At 72.4% G+C, this 18,909-nt stretch carries 19 protein-coding genes; 12 read left to right on the top strand and 7 right to left on the bottom strand.

What is annotated here, in order from left to right; translation table 11 throughout:
• Nucleotide 1: 1 nt before the first annotated feature.
• Nucleotides 2-2,791 (bottom strand): pyruvate dehydrogenase (acetyl-transferring), homodimeric type, encoded by a 2,790-nt coding sequence (aceE, locus tag BJ999_RS30540; RefSeq protein ID WP_179836461.1) that lies wholly within the window; start codon nt 2,789-2,791, stop codon nt 2-4.
• A 317-nt stretch (nt 2,792-3,108) separates the two neighbouring features.
• On the opposite strand from aceE, the gene BJ999_RS30535 reads away from it, so the two are divergent.
• The 6 genes from BJ999_RS30535 (at nt 3,109) to BJ999_RS30510 (ending at nt 6,636) form a co-directional block, all read left to right on the top strand.
• The gene (locus BJ999_RS30535; protein WP_179836460.1) at nt 3,109-3,306 is read left to right on the top strand and encodes a DUF1918 domain-containing protein; all 198 of its coding nucleotides are present in this window, start codon (nt 3,109-3,111) and stop codon (nt 3,304-3,306) included.
• A gap of 73 nt (nt 3,307-3,379) precedes the next feature.
• The gene (locus BJ999_RS30530) at nt 3,380-3,787 is read left to right on the top strand and encodes a YjbQ family protein (protein WP_179836459.1); all 408 of its coding nucleotides are present in this window, start codon (nt 3,380-3,382) and stop codon (nt 3,785-3,787) included.
• A gap of 337 nt (nt 3,788-4,124) precedes the next feature.
• A complete protein-coding gene (locus tag BJ999_RS30525; protein WP_179836458.1) occupies nt 4,125-4,553 on the top strand; it encodes a DUF3052 domain-containing protein in 429 nt (142 codons plus the stop codon).
• Between the two features lie 20 nt (nt 4,554-4,573).
• Complete coding sequence (locus BJ999_RS30520; protein WP_179836457.1) at nt 4,574-5,041, top strand: peroxiredoxin; 468 nt, start codon at nt 4,574-4,576, stop codon at nt 5,039-5,041.
• 81 nt (nt 5,042-5,122) lie between these two features.
• Nucleotides 5,123-5,473, top strand: coding sequence for a hypothetical protein (locus BJ999_RS30515; protein WP_179836456.1), 351 nt, complete (start codon nt 5,123-5,125; stop codon nt 5,471-5,473).
• 104 nt (nt 5,474-5,577) lie between these two features.
• Nucleotides 5,578-6,636, top strand: coding sequence for a potassium channel family protein (locus tag BJ999_RS30510; RefSeq protein ID WP_179836455.1), 1,059 nt, complete (start codon nt 5,578-5,580; stop codon nt 6,634-6,636).
• Between the two features lie 166 nt (nt 6,637-6,802).
• On the opposite strand, the gene BJ999_RS30505 is transcribed toward BJ999_RS30510, so the two are convergent.
• A complete protein-coding gene (locus tag BJ999_RS30505; protein WP_229810140.1) occupies nt 6,803-7,774 on the bottom strand; it encodes a phosphoribulokinase in 972 nt (323 codons plus the stop codon).
• 159 nt (nt 7,775-7,933) lie between these two features.
• On the opposite strand from BJ999_RS30505, the gene BJ999_RS30500 reads away from it, so the two are divergent.
• The 5 genes from BJ999_RS30500 to BJ999_RS43775 all read left to right on the top strand — a co-directional run bounded on the left by BJ999_RS30500 (nt 7,934) and on the right by BJ999_RS43775 (nt 12,964).
• Nucleotides 7,934-8,590, top strand: a complete 657-nt coding sequence (locus tag BJ999_RS30500; protein ID WP_179836454.1) for a response regulator — start codon at nt 7,934-7,936, stop codon at nt 8,588-8,590.
• Nucleotides 8,587-9,735, top strand: coding sequence for a GAF domain-containing sensor histidine kinase (locus BJ999_RS30495; RefSeq protein ID WP_229810139.1), 1,149 nt, complete (start codon nt 8,587-8,589; stop codon nt 9,733-9,735). The genes BJ999_RS30500 and BJ999_RS30495 overlap by 4 nt, the downstream gene beginning before the upstream one ends.
• Nucleotides 9,736-9,846: 111 nt before the next feature.
• Nucleotides 9,847-11,130, top strand: coding sequence for an ABC transporter substrate-binding protein (locus BJ999_RS30490; protein WP_179836453.1), 1,284 nt, complete (start codon nt 9,847-9,849; stop codon nt 11,128-11,130).
• Nucleotides 11,127-12,083, top strand: coding sequence for a carbohydrate ABC transporter permease (locus BJ999_RS30485; protein ID WP_179836452.1), 957 nt, complete (start codon nt 11,127-11,129; stop codon nt 12,081-12,083). Before BJ999_RS30490 ends, BJ999_RS30485 begins: the two co-directional genes overlap by 4 nt.
• Nucleotides 12,080-12,964, top strand: coding sequence for a carbohydrate ABC transporter permease (locus BJ999_RS43775; protein WP_218935302.1), 885 nt, complete (start codon nt 12,080-12,082; stop codon nt 12,962-12,964). Before BJ999_RS30485 ends, BJ999_RS43775 begins: the two co-directional genes overlap by 4 nt.
• Before the next feature lie 57 nt (nt 12,965-13,021).
• Here the strand turns inward: BJ999_RS43775 and BJ999_RS30475 are convergent, their stop codons facing one another.
• The 5 genes from BJ999_RS30475 to BJ999_RS30455 form a co-directional block, all read right to left on the bottom strand.
• Nucleotides 13,022-14,047, bottom strand: a complete 1,026-nt coding sequence (locus BJ999_RS30475; RefSeq protein WP_218935301.1) for an amidohydrolase family protein — start codon at nt 14,045-14,047, stop codon at nt 13,022-13,024.
• A gap of 4 nt (nt 14,048-14,051) precedes the next feature.
• Nucleotides 14,052-15,341, bottom strand: a complete 1,290-nt coding sequence (gene melA / locus BJ999_RS30470) for an alpha-glucosidase/alpha-galactosidase (protein WP_179836450.1) — start codon at nt 15,339-15,341, stop codon at nt 14,052-14,054.
• 8 nt (nt 15,342-15,349) lie between these two features.
• Nucleotides 15,350-16,108, bottom strand: coding sequence for an SDR family NAD(P)-dependent oxidoreductase (locus BJ999_RS30465; RefSeq protein WP_179836449.1), 759 nt, complete (start codon nt 16,106-16,108; stop codon nt 15,350-15,352).
• Between the two features lie 67 nt (nt 16,109-16,175).
• The gene (locus BJ999_RS30460; protein ID WP_179836448.1) at nt 16,176-17,024 is read right to left on the bottom strand and encodes an MBL fold metallo-hydrolase; all 849 of its coding nucleotides are present in this window, start codon (nt 17,022-17,024) and stop codon (nt 16,176-16,178) included.
• Nucleotides 17,025-17,067: 43 nt separating this feature from the next.
• On the bottom strand, nt 17,068-18,003 hold the full coding sequence (locus BJ999_RS30455; RefSeq protein ID WP_179836447.1) for a zinc-binding dehydrogenase: 936 nt from the start codon (nt 18,001-18,003) through the stop codon (nt 17,068-17,070).
• A 72-nt stretch (nt 18,004-18,075) separates the two neighbouring features.
• On the opposite strand from BJ999_RS30455, the gene BJ999_RS30450 reads away from it, so the two are divergent.
• Nucleotides 18,076-18,849, top strand: coding sequence for an IclR family transcriptional regulator (locus BJ999_RS30450; protein WP_179836446.1), 774 nt, complete (start codon nt 18,076-18,078; stop codon nt 18,847-18,849).
• The last annotated feature ends 60 nt before the right edge of the window (nt 18,850-18,909 follow it).

The raw sequence follows: 18,909 nt of genomic DNA, 5'->3' as shown, positions 1-18,909 counted from the left end.
CTCAAGCGTCGCCGCCGGTGTTGCTCTCGGCGCTGCCGACGCCGCCCGCGAAGACGTCGCTGACGGCGGAGTTCAGCTGGTAGCGCTGGATCGCCTCCGCCAGGGTCTCCGGCTTGACCTCGCCGTGGCGGGCGAGGCGGGTGAGCACCGCGAGGACGATCGACGCGGCGTCCACGTTGAAGAAGCGGCGGGCGGCGGCGCGGGTGTCGGAGAATCCGAACCCGTCCGTGCCGAGCGAGGTGTAGTCCCCGTGCACCCAGGGCGCGATCTGGTCGGGTACGGCGCGCATGTAGTCCGACACCGCGACGATCGGCCCGGCGACGTTGTCGAGCGTCCGGCTGACGTACGGGACGCGCTGCTCGGCGTCGGGGTTCAGCAGGTTCCAGTCGTCGCACTCGCGGGCCTCGCGGGCCAGCTCGTTCCACGACGTGGCCGACCACACGTCCGCGGCGACGCCCCAGTCCTCGGCGAGCAGCCGCTGTGCTTCGAGGGCCCACCGGCCGCCGACGCCGGAGGCGAGGATCTGCGCGCGCGGGGCCTGGCCGTTCCCGGAGGAGACCTCCGGGGCGGCCCGGTGCCGGTACAGGCCCTTGAGGAGCCCGTCGACGTCGAGGTCCTCGGGTTCGGCGGGCTGCTGGTACGGCTCGTTGTAGACGGTGAGGTAGTAGAAGACGTCCTCGCCGTTCGGGTGCTCCTCGGACGACCCGTACATGCGGCGCAGGGCGTCCTTGACGATGTGGGCCAGCTCGAAGGCCCACGTCGGGTCGTAGTGGACGCACGCGGGGTTGGACGCCGCGAGCAGGGGGGAGTGGCCGTCGGCGTGCTGGAGGCCCTCACCGGTGAGCGTGGTGCGGCCGGCGGTCGCGCCGAGCAGGAACCCGCGGCCCATCTGGTCGCCGAGCGCCCACATCTGGTCGCCGGTCCGCTGGAACCCGAACATCGAGTAGAAGATGTAGACCGGGATCATGTGCTCGCCGTGCGTGGCGTAGGCGGTGGCGGCCGCGATGGTGGAGGCCATCGAGCCCGCCTCGCTGATGCCCTCGTGGAGCATCTGGCCGCTTTCGGCCTCCTTGTACGACAGCAGCAGCTTGCGGTCCACGGCGTCGTAGGTCTGCCCGTGCGGCGAGTAGATCTTGGACGTGGGGAACAGCGAGTCCATGCCGAACGTGCGGTACTCGTCCGGGGCGATCGGGACGAACCGGGCGCCGATGTTCTCGTCCTTGATCAGGTCCTTGAGCAGCCGGACGAACGCCATGGTCGTCGCGATGTTCTGCTTGCCGGACCCCTTCTTCAGCTCGCTGTAGACGGGGTCGCCGGGCAGCTTGAGCGTCTTGGCCCGCACGACCCGCTTCGGCAGGAACCCGCCGAGGGCGGCGCGCCGCTCGCGCATGTACTGGATCTCTTCGGAGTCCTCGCCCGGGTGGTAGTAGGGCGGCAGCGGCGCCTCCAGTGCCGAGTCCGGGATGTCCAGGTAGAGGCGGTCCCGGAACTCCTTCAGCTCGGCCTTGGTGAGCTTCTTCATCTGGTGGGTGGCGTTGCGGGCCTCGAAGTCCGAGCCGAGCGTCCAGCCCTTGATGGTGTGCGCGAGGATCACGGTCGGCTGCCCGACGTGCTCGCGGGCCGACTTGAACGCCGCGTACACCTTGCGGTAGTCGTGCCCGCCGCGCGACAGCTTGCGCAGGTCGTCGTCCGACAGATGCTGGACGATCTTGCGCAGCCGGGGGTCGTCGCCGAAGAACTTCTCCCGGATGTACTCGCCGGACTCGACGGAGAACGTCTGGAACTGGCCGTCGGGGGTGGTGTTCATCTGGTTGACCAGGACGCCGTCGACGTCCTGCGCGAGCAGCGGGTCCCAGTCGCGGCCCCAGATGACCTTGATGACGTTCCAGCCGGCGCCGCGGAAGAACGACTCCAGCTCCTGGATGATCTTCCCGTTGCCGCGCACCGGGCCGTCGAGCTGCTGGAGGTTGCAGTTGACGACGAAGGTGAGGTTGTCGAGCTCCTCGCGGGCGGCGAGGCCGATCGCGCCGAGCGACTCCGGCTCGCCCATCTCGCCGTCGCCGAGGAACGCCCACACGTGCGAGCGGGACGTGTCCTTGATCTTGCGGTTGTACAGGTACCGGTTGAACCGGGCCTGGTACACCGAGTCGATCGCGGTCAGGCCCATGGAGACCGTGGGGAACTCCCAGAAGTCCGGCATGAGCCGCGGGTGCGGGTAGGACGACAGGCCGCCGCCGGGGTGCGAGTGCTCCTGACGGAACCCGTCGAGCTTGTCCTCGGGCAGCCGTCCCTCGAGGAACGCGCGCGCGTAGATGCCGGGCGCCGCGTGGCCCTGGATGAACACCTGGTCGCCGGACTCGCCGTGGTCCTTGCCGCGGAAGAAGTGGTTGAAGCCCACCTCGTAGAGCGAGGCCGCGGAGGCGTAGGTGGCGATGTGGCCGCCGACGCCGAGTTCGGGGCGGTTCGCCCGCGACACCATGATCGCGGCATTCCACCGGATGTAGGCGCGGATGCGCCGCTCCACGTGCTCGTCGCCGGGGAACCAGGGCTCGGATTCCGGCGGGATCGTGTTGATGAAGTCGGTGCTGCGCAGGCCGGGCACCCCGACCTGCAGTTCTCGCGCCCTCTCCAGCAGCCGCAGCATCACGTAGCGCGCCCTGCCGCGGCCCTCGGTCTTGATGACCGTGTCCAGCGACTCCAGCCACTCCCGGGTCTCGTCCGGGTTGATGTCGGGCAGCTGGCTCGGCAGCCCGTCGCTGATGATCGAAAAGCGTTGACGTCCGGAAGCCACGGGGTCCCCTCTGTCCTTACCGTCTGTGCTGGTCAGACCTGGGCCGCCGCGCGGGAGGCCGCCGGTCCCGGCAGACTGTTCGTCGCCATGGTTCGTGATCCATCGTCGCCGGTTATCACGGCTAACGCATCTCTACCAACCAGTAACCATCCTCCCCGGTCAGGACGTGAACCGACCCGGCGGAACCACCTTTTTCACTCGGCCGGGAGATTCCCTCGGGCGGAGTGCGGGGAACGTAGGAGACGGGGAGTCAACGGGTGCTGACATGCCCGGCCCGGTCCGCCCCGGCGGCGGGCGAACGAGCTTGGGGGTGGGGGATGAACGGAAAGATCGGAGACCGGCTGCACGTCCACGGGAACGTGGTGGGGCAGCCCGACCGGACCGGCGAGATCGTCGAGGTGCGGGGCCCGGACGGCGGCCCGCCCTTCCTGGTCCGCTTCGACGACGGCCACGAGGGGCTGGTGTACCCGGGGCCGGACGCGGTCATCGAGCCGCGTGCGAAGGCGTCCCGCTAGCCGTGCGGCGCCGGCCGCGGATCCGACCGGGCGCGGATGCGTCCGGGGCCGCGGATGGGGTACACACGGGATCATGGAGAGCACCGTGGTCCGGGTGGCCACCGGTACCGGCGAGGCCGTGCACGACATCACGGCGGAATGCGAGCGTTTCGCCGCGTCGGCGGGCGGCGACGGGCTGCTGCACGTCTTCGTCCCGCACGCCACCGCCGGCGTGGCGATCATCGAGCTGGGCTCCGGCAGCGACGACGACCTGCTCGCGGCCCTGCGGGACCTGCTGCCGGCGGACGACCGCTGGCGGCACGCGCACGGGTCGCGGGGGCACGGGCGCTCGCACGTGCTGCCCGCGCTCGTGCCGCCGTTCGCGACCCTCCCGGTCACGGGCGGGCGGCTCGCACTGGGGACCTGGCAGTCGGTCGCCCTGGTCGACCTCAATGTGGACAACCCCGACAGGCAGGTGCGGTTGTCGTTCCTCAAAGGATGAACAGCGTGGACCCGGGGGCACGGGAGGTCGTTCCCCAACAGGGCGCAGGTATGAGTAGCGTGGACCAGGGGATATCGGGGGCCGTCTTCCCGCAGGGTGCGGGAATGAGCAGCGTGAACCCTCCGGGGGGTCACCGTGGGTGGGCGTCCTGTGACGGGGATCTTCGTAATCGGGCCAATGGGGCCACCAAAAGCCGGGAAGACACTTGCGCAAGGGGCCCACACTTGTGTGGACTGTCCCGCAAACACCGCACAGGTGCGGACGGGCCGCCCGTCCCGGGGGGCCGAGAGCCATACGGGCACGGACCGTGCGGACTGACGACAATGGGAGGACTTTCGTGAGCGCGACCGCGGGTCAGGCGCAGTCTGAGCGCAGCCTGGCCGAACGGCTCGGCCTGAAGGCGGGCCAGGTGGTGCAGGAGATCGGCTACGACGAGGACGTCGACGAGGAGCTCCGCCGCTCCGTCGAGCAACTCACGGGGAACGAGCTGGTCGACGAGGACTACGAGGACGTGGTCGACATCGTGCTGCTGTGGTGGCGCGAGGAGGACGGTGACCTGTTCGAGGGCCTGACCGACGCCATGATCCCCCTCACCGGCGGCGGCAACATCTGGCTGCTGACGCCGAAGGCGGGCCGCGACGGGCACGTCGAGCCGAGCGACATCGGCGAGGCCGCGCAGACCGCCGGCCTGTCGCAGACCAGCAGCGTCAGCGCCGCCAGGGAGTGGTCCGGCACGCGGCTGGTCGCGCCCAAGGTCCGCAAGTAGCGCCGGGGCTGGAGACACCTTTGCCGGTCAACGTAGGCGACGCCGCCCCGGACTTCGAGCTGAAGGACCAGCATGGCGCCCCGGTGAGACTGTCGGGTTTCCGCGGCGACAAGAACGTCGTGCTGGTGTTCTACCCGCTGGCGTTCAGCGGCGTCTGCACGGGCGAGCTGTGCGCGCTGCGCGACGATCTGTCCAGCCTCGTCGCAGGGGCGGGCGCGGACGTGCAGGTGCTCGCGGTCTCGGTCGACTCGATGTTCGCGCTGCGGGCCTGGTCCGACCAGGAGGGCTTCCGCTTCCCGCTGCTGGCCGACTTCTGGCCGCACGGCGGTACGGCGCAGCGCTACGGCGTGTTCGACGAGGCCAAGGGCGTCGCGCTGCGCGGCACCTTCATCATCGACACCGAGGGCGTGGTCCGCTGGAAGGTCGTGAACGCGATCCCGGACGCACGTGACATCGACGAGTACCGCAAGGCGCTCGCCGGGCTCTGAGCGAAACGGACCGGTTCCGGCACACCCCAAGGCCATCCGGTCCGGGTGGCCGGAACCGGCCCCCGCACCCTTGGAGGTGTGATGCCCTGCTTCCGCTGCGGGGCGCGGCAGACCGACCCCGTGCGCGGCGCGAGCCCGTGGAAGCGCGGGGTCCGGGCGGACCACCAGGTCCTGATCTGCCCCCGGTGCCAGGCCGTCCACGACTGGGCGGACGCCCTGGACCACTGCCCGGAGTGCGGCTCGGCCGCGCTGGTGTGCCGGCTCGGCGAGGTGGAGTGCCGCGACTGCGGCCATACCCGCGATGCCGTCCGGGACGAGCCGGGCACGGCCGGTCTCGTGCACTCGGGCGCCCAGCCTCCCGCCGACGGCGGCCTCTCCGAGGAGGTCGCGGCGGCGCTGTCGCGCGTCCTGAAACGGGGCCCGGTCGCCTGAGGGCCCGGCCGTCCCCGGACGGCGGCCCTGACCTGGCCTGACCAGGCCCTTCACCGGGCGATGCGGGCTTGACGCGGCATTTTGCCCGGTGCCACGCTTCGCGGATGCCGATCGTGCTGATGCGCCTGGTGCACCGGATCACCGGGCGGACGTGGCGTGCGCCCGCGCTCGTCCTCCTCACGGCCTTCGTGGTGGGCTGGCTGCTCATCGCGGTGTTCGAGGACCCGGGCGCCGACATCAAGAAGCCGCACGAGTACATCTGGTACTTCCTGGTCAGCGGCACGACCACCGGCTACGGCGATCTGTCCCCGACCACGGTCGGCGGCCGGATCGGCGGTGTGCTCATCATGATCGCCGGGCTCACCGCCGGGCTGGTGATGTTCGCCGAGCTGACGCTCTGGATGGGGAAGGGACGCATGATGAGGGCCAACGGCCAGGCGCGGCTGCACCGGCGACGGCACGTCGTGATCGTCGGCTACGAGCGGGACGGGCTGGTCGCCATCATCCGGCAGCTGCGCGCCGACCCGCAGTTCGCGAAGACGCCGGTCGTGACCGTCTTCTGGCCCGGTGAGCTGGCGGGGGAGAACCCGGACCCGGAGCTGTACGACGTGGTCGCGTTCGACGCGACCGCCTTCGAGCGGGCGTGCATGGAGCAGGCGCGGACGGTCCTGGTGGTCGGCCGCAGCGACGACGAGACGGTGCGGGTGATGCTGACCGTCGAGGCCTACCTGCGGCGCAACGGCGACCCGGCCGTCCACCTGCTGGCCGGGGTGCGCGACGGCGGCCGGCGGGCCGAGATCACCGAGGCCCTCCGGCTGGTCGGCGAGAACATCGAGCCTGTCGACATCGACGATCCCGCGGTGACCGCGGTCGCGATCCGCAACCCGGGCATCGCCGCGATCTACCACAACCTGGCCAGCACGCTCGACAGCGACGGCACCCTCTACCGCGTGGACATTCCCGAGGACGCCGGCGAGTGGGCCCGCCTCGACGTGGCGATCTCCCTTCTCCGCCGGGGGAGCACGCTCCTCGCGGTGGGCGACTCGCACCGCCCGGACGCCCGCTTCCGCCTGGCGCCCGCCCCCGACGAGAGGATCCGCGGCGGCCAGTCGCTGGCGGTCGTCGCCACCCACCGCCCCGAGATCCCCTGGGACGAGCTGTAGGGGCCGGGAGGGCGCCCCTCGCGCCCGCTGAGGGCGCCCTCCCGGCGACCGCGGACGCGCGGCCCGGGGCACAGGTCCAGGCCCCGGGGCCTCCCCGCACGCCAGCGGAGTCTCAGGTGTATCCCGTGTGGGAGAAACCTCCAACACTCTCCGGTTCGCTCCGCGCTCATGCTGCCTGGCGCTTGTCGGCGTCGAGCAGGTGGTACAGCAGCAGCAGTTGGGTGATGGCGAGCGGGTCGCTGGAGCCGGCGTCGCCGATGCGGCCGAGGGCGTCCGGATCGGGCAGCGCGGTACCGGCGCGGGGGCCGAGGCGCTCCCAGATGGCCTTCTTGACGACCTTCGACTCCTCGGGCGAGACGTACCCGTGGACGTGCAGCGCGTCCACCGGGCGGCCGTCGGTGTCGCGGTGGAGGCGCAGGTGCATGGCGGTCTCGGTGTCGCCGGGGCCGCTCTCCAGGACGTCGGCGAGCTCGGGGTGGTCGATGGTGGGGCGCAGCAGCAGCTCGGCCGACAGCGGGGTGCCGGGCGGATCGAGGCGGCCGGCGACGGGCGCGAACCGGACGACGATGTCGGCGTGCTTGCGCTGCGGGCGGATGTAGGCGGCGCTCTCGGGCTCGCGGCGGGTGAGCTCCGCCATCACCTGCTCGGGGCTGTATCCGCGCTTGTCGCAGTCGCGCCGGACCTTCCAGGAGTGGCGCAGCGGCTCGGGCGGGTCGAGGTAGACGGTGATGTCGAAGCAGGCCCGCGCGAGCCGGGTGTGCAGCGGGAGCAGTCCCTCGACGATCACGAAGTCGCGGGGCTCGACCAGTTCCGGCCGGACGAGCTCGCCGGTCGCGTGGTCGTAGACCGGTTTCAGGATCGGCTCGCCCATCGACAGCAGCTGGAGGTGCTGCTCCATGATGTCGATGTGGTTGCAGTCCGGGTGCAGCGCCGTGAACGGCTTCCCGGCCCGCTCGGCACGGTCGTAGCGGTGGTAGTCGTCCACGCAGACCGCCGTCATCCGGTCCGCCCCCAGGCACCGCACAAGCCCCCTGGTCAGGGTGGTCTTGCCCGCCGCGCTGTCCCCCGCGATGGCGAGCATGACGGGGCGGCGGCCCGACCCGCGCGCCCGCAGCATGTGCACGATCCGATGGGGCACTGATTCCTCCGTCCTGCGGAATTCGGTTTTCGCTGTGCAGCGTAGGCAGGTTCGCGCGGCGGCTCGTCCCCCATTCAGGGGAGAGCGGGGGTGAAGTCGCGGAAGGCCTTTCCCGGTGGGGGCTACTGGCGAGTAGCTTGCGGTTGTTATCGTGCCGGGATGGGTGTCCCCGTACGCGTCGTCCTGGTCGACGACCACGAGATGATCCTCGCCGGGCTGACCGCGATGCTGGCCGGGTTCTCCGGCCGGGTGCGCGTCGTCGGGCAGGCGGGGACGGGGGACGAGGCGGCCCGGCTGGTCACCGCGCTGCGCCCCGATGTCGTCCTGCTGGACGTGCGGCTCGGTCCCGAGAGCGGCCTGGACCTGTGCCGCCTGATCACCGGGCGCGTCCCGGAGTCCCGGGTGGTGTTCCTGTCGGTCTACGACGACGAGCAGTACGTCTTCGAGGCACTGCGCGCGGGGGCGGGCGGCTACCTGCTCAAGCGGGTGGACGGCCCGGAGCTGGTCCGCCGGCTGGAGGAGGTGGCGCAGGGCGAGACGGTCGTCGATCCGACGCTCGCCGGGCGGATGGCGGTGACCGCGGCGCGGCTCACCCGCGGCGAGTTCTGGCCGGGCGCCAACCGCGGCCTCACCCAGCGCGAGAGCGAGGTGCTGTCGCTGCTGGTGGGCGGCCTGTCGAACAAGGCGATCGCCGCGCGGCTCGTGCTCAGCGAGGAGACGGTCAAGAGCCACCTGCGCGCCCTGTACCGCAAGCTGGAGGTGGCCGACCGGTCGGCGGCGATCGCCGTCGCGCTCCGCGAGGGGCTGTTCCGGTGACCGGCGTGCCGCCGCTCGAACTGCTCGCCGGGCGCGGCAGCGACCTGCTCGTGCGCGTCGCGGGCGTGGCCTGCTCCGACCGCGAGCTGCCGCGGATGGCCGAGAACCTGGCCGAGCTGGTCGTGCGGTCCGCGCGGGCGCTGACGTTCTGCGACGTGTACGTCCTGGACGAGGAGGAGCGCGTGCTGGAATGGCGGGGCGCGCCCGTCCCGCTGGGGGAGGGCGAGGCCGGCCGGGTCGCCGCGCACGGCCGCGCCCGCACGCACCCGGACGGGCGGGGCGCCGCGGTCCCCGTGCACGGCGACGGGATCGTGATCGCCGTCGTGGACGTCCGGTCCGCCGGGCCGTGCCCGCCCGACGACCTCGCGCTCGTCACCGCGCTCGCCGGGCTGTTCGCGCCGGTGCTGTCGTCGTGCCGCCGGCTGCGGACGGCCCGTGAGCGCGAGCACGCGGCCGAGCGGTTCGCCGAGCGGGCCGTCGAGGCGCAGGAGGCGGAACGGTCGCGGCTGAGCCGGGAGATCCACGACGGCATCGCCCAGCGGCTCGCCAGCCTCGGCTTCCACCTGTCGGCGGCCGAGCGGGCGCTGCCCGAGCACCATCCCGAGGGGCTGGCGCAGATCATGATGGCGCGGCGGCTGTGCGAGCTGGCCGCCGCCGAGACCCGCGCGGCGATCGGGGGCCTGCGCCCGCCCGTCCTGGACGACCTCGGCCTGTCGGCGGCGCTCGCCACCCTGGCCAGGGAGGCCGGGGACGGTTCCGGCGCGCCCGGCGCGCTCGACGTGACGGTGACCGTCGAGGGCGAGCTGGAGGAGGAGCTGCCCGACCACGTGCAGACGGCGCTGTACCGGATCGCGCAGGAGGCGGTCGGCAACAGCCTGCGGCACGCGTCGGCGGACCGCGTCGACCTGCTCCTGGAGCACTCCAGCGACCGGGTTCGGCTCAAGGTGGCCGACGACGGGTCCGGCTTCTCGATGCGGGACGTCCTCGCGCGCGGCGGCCGGGGCCGCCGCCCGGACTCCTACGGGCTGCGCGGCATGCGGGAGCGCGCCGAGCTGCTCGGCGGGCGGGTCGCGGTGACGAGCCGGCCCGGCGTCGGCACGACCGTCGAGGCCGTCATCCCCATCCCCGGCCGCCGCCGTTCCTGAACTGCGGAGCCTTGACCTGCACGCCCACCGCTGCTAGCTTTTGCCGCATCCTGGAACTGTATTCCGTATCGCGGAAATATCGCGGAAATCCAGAGCAGCGGAGGGATCCCGTTGAAGAACCTCGTCCCGATCCTCGCGGCCGTGCTGCTCGGCGCCGCCGCCTGCTCCTCGTCCGGAGGCGGGGACTCCGGCGGCCCCGTCGAGCTCGTCATGTGGCACGGCCAGGAGGACAGCGCGGCCAAGTCGCTGGAGAAGCTGGTCGGCGCGTTCAACCGGAGCCACCCGGGGATCAGGGTGAAGATGGACTCCGGCGGCGCCACGGCCGACACGATGCTGCCCAAGGTCACCGCCGGGTTCGCCGCCGATACCTATCCCGACATCGCCTACATGTACGGGTCGTGGGGCGCCGCGCTCGCGCGCAGCCCGAAGGTGCCCGACCTGAAGAAGTACGTCGGCGGCCCCAAGACCGGCTGGAACGACTTCTGGCCCAACGCCCGGCAGACGGCGACCGTCCACGGCAAGGTGATCGGGTTCCCGGCCGTGGTGGACGACCTGACCGTCCTCTACAACAAGAAGCTGCTGGCCAAGGCCGGGCTGGAGCCCCCCTCGCCGGACTGGACGTGGGAGGAGTTCCGGTCGATGGCGCGCAGGCTCACCGACGCCGGGTCCAAGACCTACGGGACGACCTGGGCGGTCAGCGGCGGCGAGGAGACGACCTGGAGCCTGTGGCCGCTGCTCTGGCAGCACGGCGGCTCGATCCTGTCGGCGGACGGCAGGAAGGCCGCCTTCAACTCGCCGCAGGGGGTGCAGGCCCTGACGCTGGTGCAGCAGATGGCCGTCCAGGACAAGTCCGTCTACCTGGACTCGACCCCCGCCGAGAAGGGCCAGAAGCTGTTCGAGTCCGGCCGCCTCGGGCTGTTCCTGTCCGGCCCGTGGGTGCTCAGCGACGTCAAGGCCGCGGGGATCGACTACGGCATCGCGCAGCTGCCCGGGACCAACGGCGACCACCAGACGGTCTCCGGCCCCGACAACTGGGCGGTGTTCGACCACGGCGACCGCCGGGTGAAGGCCGCCGTCGAGTTCCTGACCTGGCTGACCCAGCCCGAGCAGCAGCTCGTCTGGATGATGGGCACCGGCTCGCTCCCGACTCGCCAGTCGGTCACCAGGCTGCCCGGCTACCAGGACTTCGTCCGCAGGTACCCGGGAATCGGCGTCGTCACCGACAATCTCGCCAACGCCAAGCAGATCAGGCCGGTGACGGCCAAGTACCCGCGCGTCTCCGGCCTCGTCGCCGACGCCATCGCGGCGGTCCTGCTCGGCCGGTCCGACCCGAAGAGCGCGCTGGACGACGCGGCCCGCAAGTCCGACGCTCTCCTCGCGGTGCCCGGCCAATGAGCGCGGCGACCGTCACCCGGCGCGCCGGGCGCCGGACCCCCGCCGATCCGGGCGGGCCCCCCGGCGGCGGCCGGAAGGGACGGCGGCGGCTCGCCGACCAGGCCGCCGCGTGGTCGTTCGCGGGCCCCTCCACGCTGCTGGTCCTCGGCTTCTCGCTGCTGCCGATGGGCTGGGCGTTCCGGCTCTCGCTCACCGACTCCGACCTGGTGTCGGAGGGGCAGGGCGTGGGGTTCGCCAACTACCGGACCCTGGCGCACGACCCGGTGTTCTGGAAGTCGATCCGCAACACGCTGGAGCTCGTCGGCCTCTACATCCCGGTCTCGCTGCTGCTCGGGCTCGCGGTCGCGCTCCTGCTGAACAAGCCCATCCGGGGCATCGGGTTCTACCGCGCGTGCTTCCTCGTGCCGTTCGTCGCCTCGGCCGCGGCCGAGGGACTGCTGATGGCCTTCGTGTTCGACAAGGACTTCGGCGTGGTGAACGGCCTGCTGACGCGGACCGGGCTGCCCGCCCAGGGCTTCCTGGACGACCCGTCCCAGGCGATGGTCGTCATCACCGGCATCTTCATCTGGACCCAGTTCGGCTTCAACGTCGTGATCTACCTGGCCGCGCTGCAGGAGATCCCCAGGGAGGTCATGGAGGCCGCGTCCATCGACGGCGCGGGCCCGTGGCGGACGTTCCGGCACATCGTCGTCCCCTCGGTGCGGCCGATCTCGCTGTTCCTCGCCGTCTGGGGCCTCATCGACTGCCTGCAGTTCTTCGACCTGCTGCTCACCACGACCAAGGGCGGCCCCGTCAACTCGACGATCACGATCGTCTACTACGTCTGGCAGCTGGCCTTCGAGTACTTCACCGCCGGGTACGGCGCCGCCGTAGCGTACACGCTGTTCGCGGGCAGCCTGGCGGCCATCGTCATCGGCCTGGTCTTCGGCCGCCGGAAGGGGTTCCTGCTGTGACCGCCGCACCCGTCACCACCGCGCCCCCGCCCGCCGGGCCCGCGCCCGCGCCCGCCGCACGGCGCGCCGGGCGGCGGCGGCCGAGCGCCCGGCACCTGGCCCTGGCCCCGCTGTCGCTGCTGATGGTGCTGCCGTTCCTCTACATGCTGGGCGCGTCGGTGATGACCAGGGCGCAGCTCAACCGGTTCCCGCCGCCGCTCGTCCCGCCGGGCGTGGACCTCACCGGGTACCGGGAGCTGCTGGCCGACTCCGAGTTCCCGCGCTGGTTCCTCAACAGCGTGGTCGTGTCCCTGGCGATCGTGGCGTCGCAGGTCGTGCTGTGCAGCATGGCGGGGTACGCGTTCGCGCGGCTCCGGTTCGCGGGCCGGCGCGTCACGCTGGCGCTGGTGATCGCCACGACGCTGATCCCCTTCCAGCTCACCGTGATCCCCACCTTCCTGATCTTCAACGAGCTGCACCTGATCAACACGCTGGGAGCGCTGATCGCGCCGCAGCTCGCCTCGGCGCTCGGCGTCTACCTGATGACCTCGTTCTTCCAGAACTTCCCGCGCGAGCTGGAGGAGGCCGCCCGGATCGACGGCTGCTCGCGCTGGGGCGTGTTCTTCCGGGTCGTGCTGCCGGTCGCGCGCCCGGCGCTGGCCGCCCTCGCGGTCATCACCTTCATCTACGCGTGGAACGACCTCTTCTGGCCGATGGTGGCGATCTCGTCCAAGGAGAACTACACCGTGCAGGCCGGGCTCGCCACCTTCCAGGGGCAGCACCGCGCCGACTGGCCGCAGATCATGGCCGGGACGGTGCTGACCACCGTCCCGGTCCTGATCGTGTTCCTCGTCGGCCAGCGGCGGTTCGTCCAGGCGCTGGCCGGGGCGGTCAAGGGGTGAGCCGGCCGGAGTGAGCCGGCCCCCGGCCGCTCGGGCGCGGGGGCGCCGCTCGCCTCCTCAGATGCCGAGGAGGCGAGCGGCATTGCCGGCGTAGACCGACGCGAGGACGTGCTCGGGGAGGTCGAGCCCGCTGATGCGCCAGCGGCCCATCAGCGGCGGGTCCTCCGCGGAGTGCGGGAAATGCTCGTCGGGCGTTTCGAGGAACCGGAAGTGGGTGGCGTAGGTCTCCGCGTCCGGCGGGAACTCGTCGGTGCCGAACAGCACCCGGCCTGGGAACCGCAGGATGAGCGCGCGGGCGGCGCGCGGCTGCCGGCCGAGTTCGGCGATGCGGGCCGCGATGTCGATGTGCAGGTTCGGGTGGGCGTCGAGCATCCGCCCGACCCGTCCGAGGTCCTCGGCCTGGCACCCGGCGTGGACGGCGACGAACGTCGTCCGGGGATGCGCGGCGACGAGCGCCTCCAGGGCGTCCACCAGGCGCTCGAAGCTCGGGAAGCGCTCCCGGTCGGCGAAGGACCAGTCGGGGTGCGCGAGCAGCTGCTCGTACCGCTCGTTGCGCTCGTCGACCGGGTCGAAGAACGCGATCGGGTCGGCGGTGTGGATCGCGACGGGGACGCCGAGGTCGGCCGCGGTCTCCCACAGCTCGTCGAGGCGCGGGTCGTCGGGCAGGACGAGCCGCCCCTCGCCGTCCCGGACGTGCAGGCCGAGGTCCTTCCAGACCTTCAGCCCGCGCGCCCCCGCCGCCACCGACCGCCGCAGGCTCGGCGCGAGCCCCCGGCCGCCGGTGCGGGCGAGGTCGTCCCAGTCCACGTGGCAGAACGTCGCGAACCGGCCCGGGTGGGCGCGATCGTAGCGTTCGAGGTTGGCCTCCAGCTCCTCGCCCCAGCGGCCGTCGAGATTGACGATCGCGCGGACGCCGCAGTCCTGCATAAGGGCCAGCAGCCGGCCGACGTCGGGCACCGACCAGCCGCCGGTCAGCCAGCGGCCGAGGTGGTTGTGGGCGTCGACCGCGGGGAAGGCGGCGCGGGGAACGCGCGACCCCGGCACGCGCAGGCGCGGCCGGGGCCGGTACTCGCTCAGCTCCATCGGGCTAGCGGATCCCCTCGGGGAGCGCGTCCCCATGGGCCTCGATCATGTCCTCGACCAGGTCGTGGATCTGGGCGAGCGTGAGGGTCGCCGCGGCGTTCGGGTCGAGCATGGCCGCGTGGTGGACGTGGTCGCGCCGTCCCTCCAGCGCGGCCCGGACGGTCAGCTCGCCGACGTTGAGGAACGTGCGGTTGAGCGCGGCGAGCTGCGGCGGCATCGCGCCGACCCGCGTCGGCCGCACGCCCGCCCGGTCGACCACGCACGGGACCTCGACGAACGCGTCCGCGGGCAGGTTGGTGATCAGGCCGTCGTTGCGGACGTTGCCGTGCACGATCCTGCGCTCGCCCGTCTCGACCGAGTGGATGATCTCCGAGGCCAGTTCCGACATCGGCTCGATCTCCACGCCCTCGCCCGCGGCGAGGCGGCGGCGGGTCTCCTCGTAGGTGCCGAGGTTCTCCCGCGACCACTCCAGGTAGGCGCCGACCTGGACGCCGAAGTGCTCGACCTGGTCGTCGTGCCGCAGGAACCAGGGCAGGTACTCCGAGCCGTGCACGCTGGACTCGGTCGGGAAGTGCCCGAACCGCGTGAAGATCTCGGCCCGGACGGTGCGCCGCAGCGCGGGGTCGGCCCCGATCGCCGCCGCCAGCCTCGGGTAGAGATCCTCGCCGTGCCGTTCGAACCTCAGCACGAACGCCTGGTGGTTGACCCCGGCGGTGACGAAGCCGATCTCCTCCTCCGGGACGCCGACCAGCCGCGCCAGCCGGGCCTCGGTGTCGCGGACGGAGTGGCAGATGCCGACGACGTTGCGGAACGGCGTCCCCTCGTACACCGCGCGGGGGACCATCGACATCGGGTTGGTGTAGTTGAGCAGCAGCGCGTGCGGGGCCAGTTCCGCCAGGTCGTCGCCGAGCGCCACCATGACCGGGATGGTGCGCAGCGCCCGGAAGATGCCGCCGATGCCGAGCGTGTCGCCGATCGTCTGGCGCAGCCCGTACCGGGCGGGGACCTCGAAGTCGATCCGGGTGGCCGCGTACCCGCCGACCGCGATCTCGTTGATCACGTAGTCGGCGCCGTCGACCGCGGCGCGCCGGTCGGTGTGCGCCTCGACCTTGGCGGGCAACCCCAGGTGCTGCACCATCCAGTGGGCCATGGCCTCCGCGGTGGCCAGCCGCCCGGCGTCGATGTCGTGCAGGACCAGGGTGGACGCGCCGAGCCCGGGGAGGGTGAGGATGTCGGACAGGACGTTCTTGGTGAACTCGACGCTGCCGGCGCCGATGAAGACGATGCGTGCCATGGGTTCCCTTACATGATCGCGAGCTGGCCGCCGTCGATGACCAGCTCGGCTCCGTGGACGAAGGAGGCGTCGTCGGAGGCCAGGAAGGCGTAGGCGGCGGCGACCTCCTCCGCCCGCCCGGCCCGGCCGAGGGGGATGTGGTCGCGCTGGTAGGCGGCGACGAACCCGGGGTCGAGGCCCGCCTCGATGGAGGCGTTGAGCGGGGTCCTGATGTAGCCGGGGCAGAGCGCGTTGACCCGGATGCCGTGCGCGCCCAGCTCGACGGCCATCGTCCTGGTCAGCTGGAGCACACCGCCCTTGGAGGCGTTGTAGTGGGCGTAGTCCGCCTCGCCGCCGAGCGCGTTCGTGGAGGCCATGTTGACGATCGAGCCGCGCGTGCCGCGGGCGACCATCGCCCGGCTGACGGCCTGGCCGACGAGGAACATCCCGCGCAGGTTCACCGCGATGACGGTGTCCCAGTGCCCGGCGGTGATCTCCAGGAACGGCTCGCGCCGGCTGGTCCCGGCGTTGTTCAGCAGCACGTCGATCCCGCCGAGCGCGGACTCGGCCTCGGCGAGGAGCCGGGCGACCTCGTCCTCCCGGCTGACGTCGCACACCGTCCCGCCGATCTCGCCGAGCGCGCCCAGCTCCTCGACCGTCTCCCCGACCCCGTCGAGGCCGCAGACGAAGACGCGCGAGCCCTCCTCCAGGAAGCGCCGCGCCGCGGCCGCCCCGATCCCGCTGGTGCCGCCGGTGATCAGGACGTTCTTTCCGGTCAGCCCGCGCATGGCGGCTCCTCTTCGCGCGCGGTGGCGTTCTGGCTGGTCGTGGAAGGGCACATGCGGAAAGGACCTCTCAGACTCCGAGCACGACCGCTCGTCCGACCTTGGGCACGAGGTACTCCTGGTCGGAGAACCGGCGGTCGAGCGTGTCGACGAACGTGGTGACCGATTCGGCGTTGACGGCGAACAGGTCGTGGTGGCTCGGGACCAGCCAGCGCGCGTCCGCCCGGGCGGCGAGGTGCGCCGCCTCCCGGACGGTCAGGTTGCCGACGATCCCCATCTCCTCGCGGATCCGGTCGCGGCCGTTGACGGGCAGCAGCGCGACCCGCGGCCGCAGCCCGTCGAGGGCCCGGTCGATCTCGGGGTGCGGGACGGTGTCGCCCGCGTGGTAGACGGTCACGCCGGGATCGACCTCGACGACGTACCCGAGGAACCGGTGCGCGCCGTCCTGCACCATGACGTCGTAGCAGTCCGGGCCCGTGTACTCGGGGGAGTGCGCGGCCGGGACCGGATGGACGAGGACTCCGCCCAGCTCCTGCGGCCGTCCCGCGTGCGCCGGAGCGAACCGGGCGCCGAGCGCCTCCACCTCGTCCCGCAGGACGGGCGGCGCGACGACCGTGAACGGGCGGCGCGCGAGGGCCGGCGCCAGCGTCGCCGGGTCGAAGTGGTCGGCGTGCTCGTGGGTGACGAGCACGACGTCGGCGTCCAGGTCGGCCGGGGCGAAGGGCGGCGGGAAGCGGCGCGCCCACCGTCCGGGCGGCCCGAACTCCGAGTCGCGGGCGAGCCGGTCCGACAGGTAGGGGTCGACGGCCACGACCGTCCCGCCCGCGCCCTTGACCAGGAAGCCCGCCTGGCCGAGGGCGCACAGCGCGACCATGCCCGGCGGGACGGCCAGCTCGCGGAAGCCGGCGCTGACGTTCATGAGCGTCTCCCTTCGCTCGGGATGTTCCCCGCGCGGACCGCCCTCACGGCGTGAGCAGGGCCTTGACGGGCTGGGTGCCGCCGTTCATCAGGTCGGTGAAGACCCGGGCGCCGTCGGCGAGGGGGAAGGTGTCCACCCAGCTGAGGTCCCACTCGGCCGCGAGGGTCACGGCGGCGGCGAACTCGCCGGGGGTGTAGCCGAACGAGCCGAGCACCCGCTTCTCGGACCGGACGAGGTCCGCGCCGTCGAAGCCGCTCTCGGGGCTGAGCAGGCCCAGCCACACGGCCGTGCCGCCGGGCGCGAGCCGGGCGAGCGCGTCGGCGCGGGTGGCGGGCAGGCCCACCGCGTCGAACACCACGTCGAACTCGCCGGTCAGCGCGGGACCCGCGACGTCGGCGCCGACCCGCTCGGCGATGGCCGCGCGGCGCTGCGAGACATCGGCGGCGGCCACGGCGGCGGCGCCCCGGGCGCGGGCGAGCTGCACGCACAGCAGCCCGATCGAGCCGCAGCCGATCACACCGATCCGCGCCCCCTCGGGGACCTGTGCAACGTTCCAGGTGTGGACGGCGTAGGCGATCGGCTCGATCAGGCCCGCCGCCGTCCACGCCATGCCGGGCGGCAGGACGTGCACGGCCGAGGCGGGCACGGCCGCCCGCTCGGCGAACCCCCCGGGGCGGTGCACCCCGATCAGGGCCCGGCGCCGGCACAGGTGCCCGCGCCCCCTGCCGCACAGGTCGCAGCGCCCGCAGGACAGAATGGGGTTGACCGCCACCCGGCGCCCGTCCGGGGTCGTCCCGGCGAACTCGTGGCCCATCACCAGCGGAGGGGTGCGGAACCCCGGGGTGCGCACGCCGTGCAGCTCGCTGCCGCAGATGCCGGCGGCGGCCACCTCGACGAGGATCTCATCGGCTCGGACGAACGGTTCGTCGACGTCGTGCAGTTCCACCACACTCGGAGCGGTGAAAACGAGTGCCTTCATCACGCCGCGAATGTAGCAGGCATCCGCATCGTGGGCTAGCATTCCGTATGACGGAAACTGAAGGGTGGACAGATGGCGAAGAGCGAGTCCCCGGTCGGCAGCGTCGACCGGGCGCTGCGCATCATCCAGCTGCTGTCGGAGAGCGGGCGCGGCGTGACCCTGGAGGACCTCGCGGTCCGCTCCGGGATCCCGCGCAGCTCCCTGCACCGGCTGCTCGGCGCGCTGCGGCACCGCGGGTTCGCCGCGCAGCCGGAGCCGAACGGCCCGTACTTCCTCGGCACCGAGCTGCTCGCGGCGGCGTTCCGCTTCTACGACCGGATCGACCTGCGCTCCCTCGTGCACCCCGTGCTGCTGCGGCTGCGCGAGGAGCTGAACGAGACCACCCACATGGCCGTCCTGGAGGGCGCCGAGATCGTCTACGTCGACAAGGTCGAGGCCATCCACCCGATCACCATGACCTCGGTCATCGGCGGGCGGAACCCCGCGCACTGCACCGGGGTCGGCAAGGCCCTGCTGGCCTGGACGTACCCGACCGACGAGGCGATCCGGCTGTGGGCCTCGGCGCACGAGCTGCGGGCCGTCACCCGGCACTCGATCACCTCCCCGGCGCGGCTCGCCGAGGAGATGGCCGAGATCCGCGAGCGCGGCTACGCCCTGGACCTGGAGGAGAACGAGGAGGGGGTGCGCTGCGCGGCCGTCCCGGTCTTCCTCGGCCGGGCCACGCCCTCGGCCGGCATCAGCGTCACGGCCCCGAAGGACCGCTTCCCCAAGGCGCGGCTGACCGAGGTCGCCACCCGCCTCCGCACGATCCTCGCCGACGAGCTGGACCGCCCCGCAGCTCCCTGACGGCGACCCGGCGGTGCGGAGACCCCGTGAGCCGCGGCCCGTGCCGGGTGGCGGCCGGCC

This window comes from Actinomadura citrea, from assembly GCF_013409045.1.
Taxonomy (GTDB): domain Bacteria; phylum Actinomycetota; class Actinomycetes; order Streptosporangiales; family Streptosporangiaceae; genus Spirillospora; species Spirillospora citrea.
This window is presented reverse-complemented; position numbering and strand designations above follow the sequence as displayed.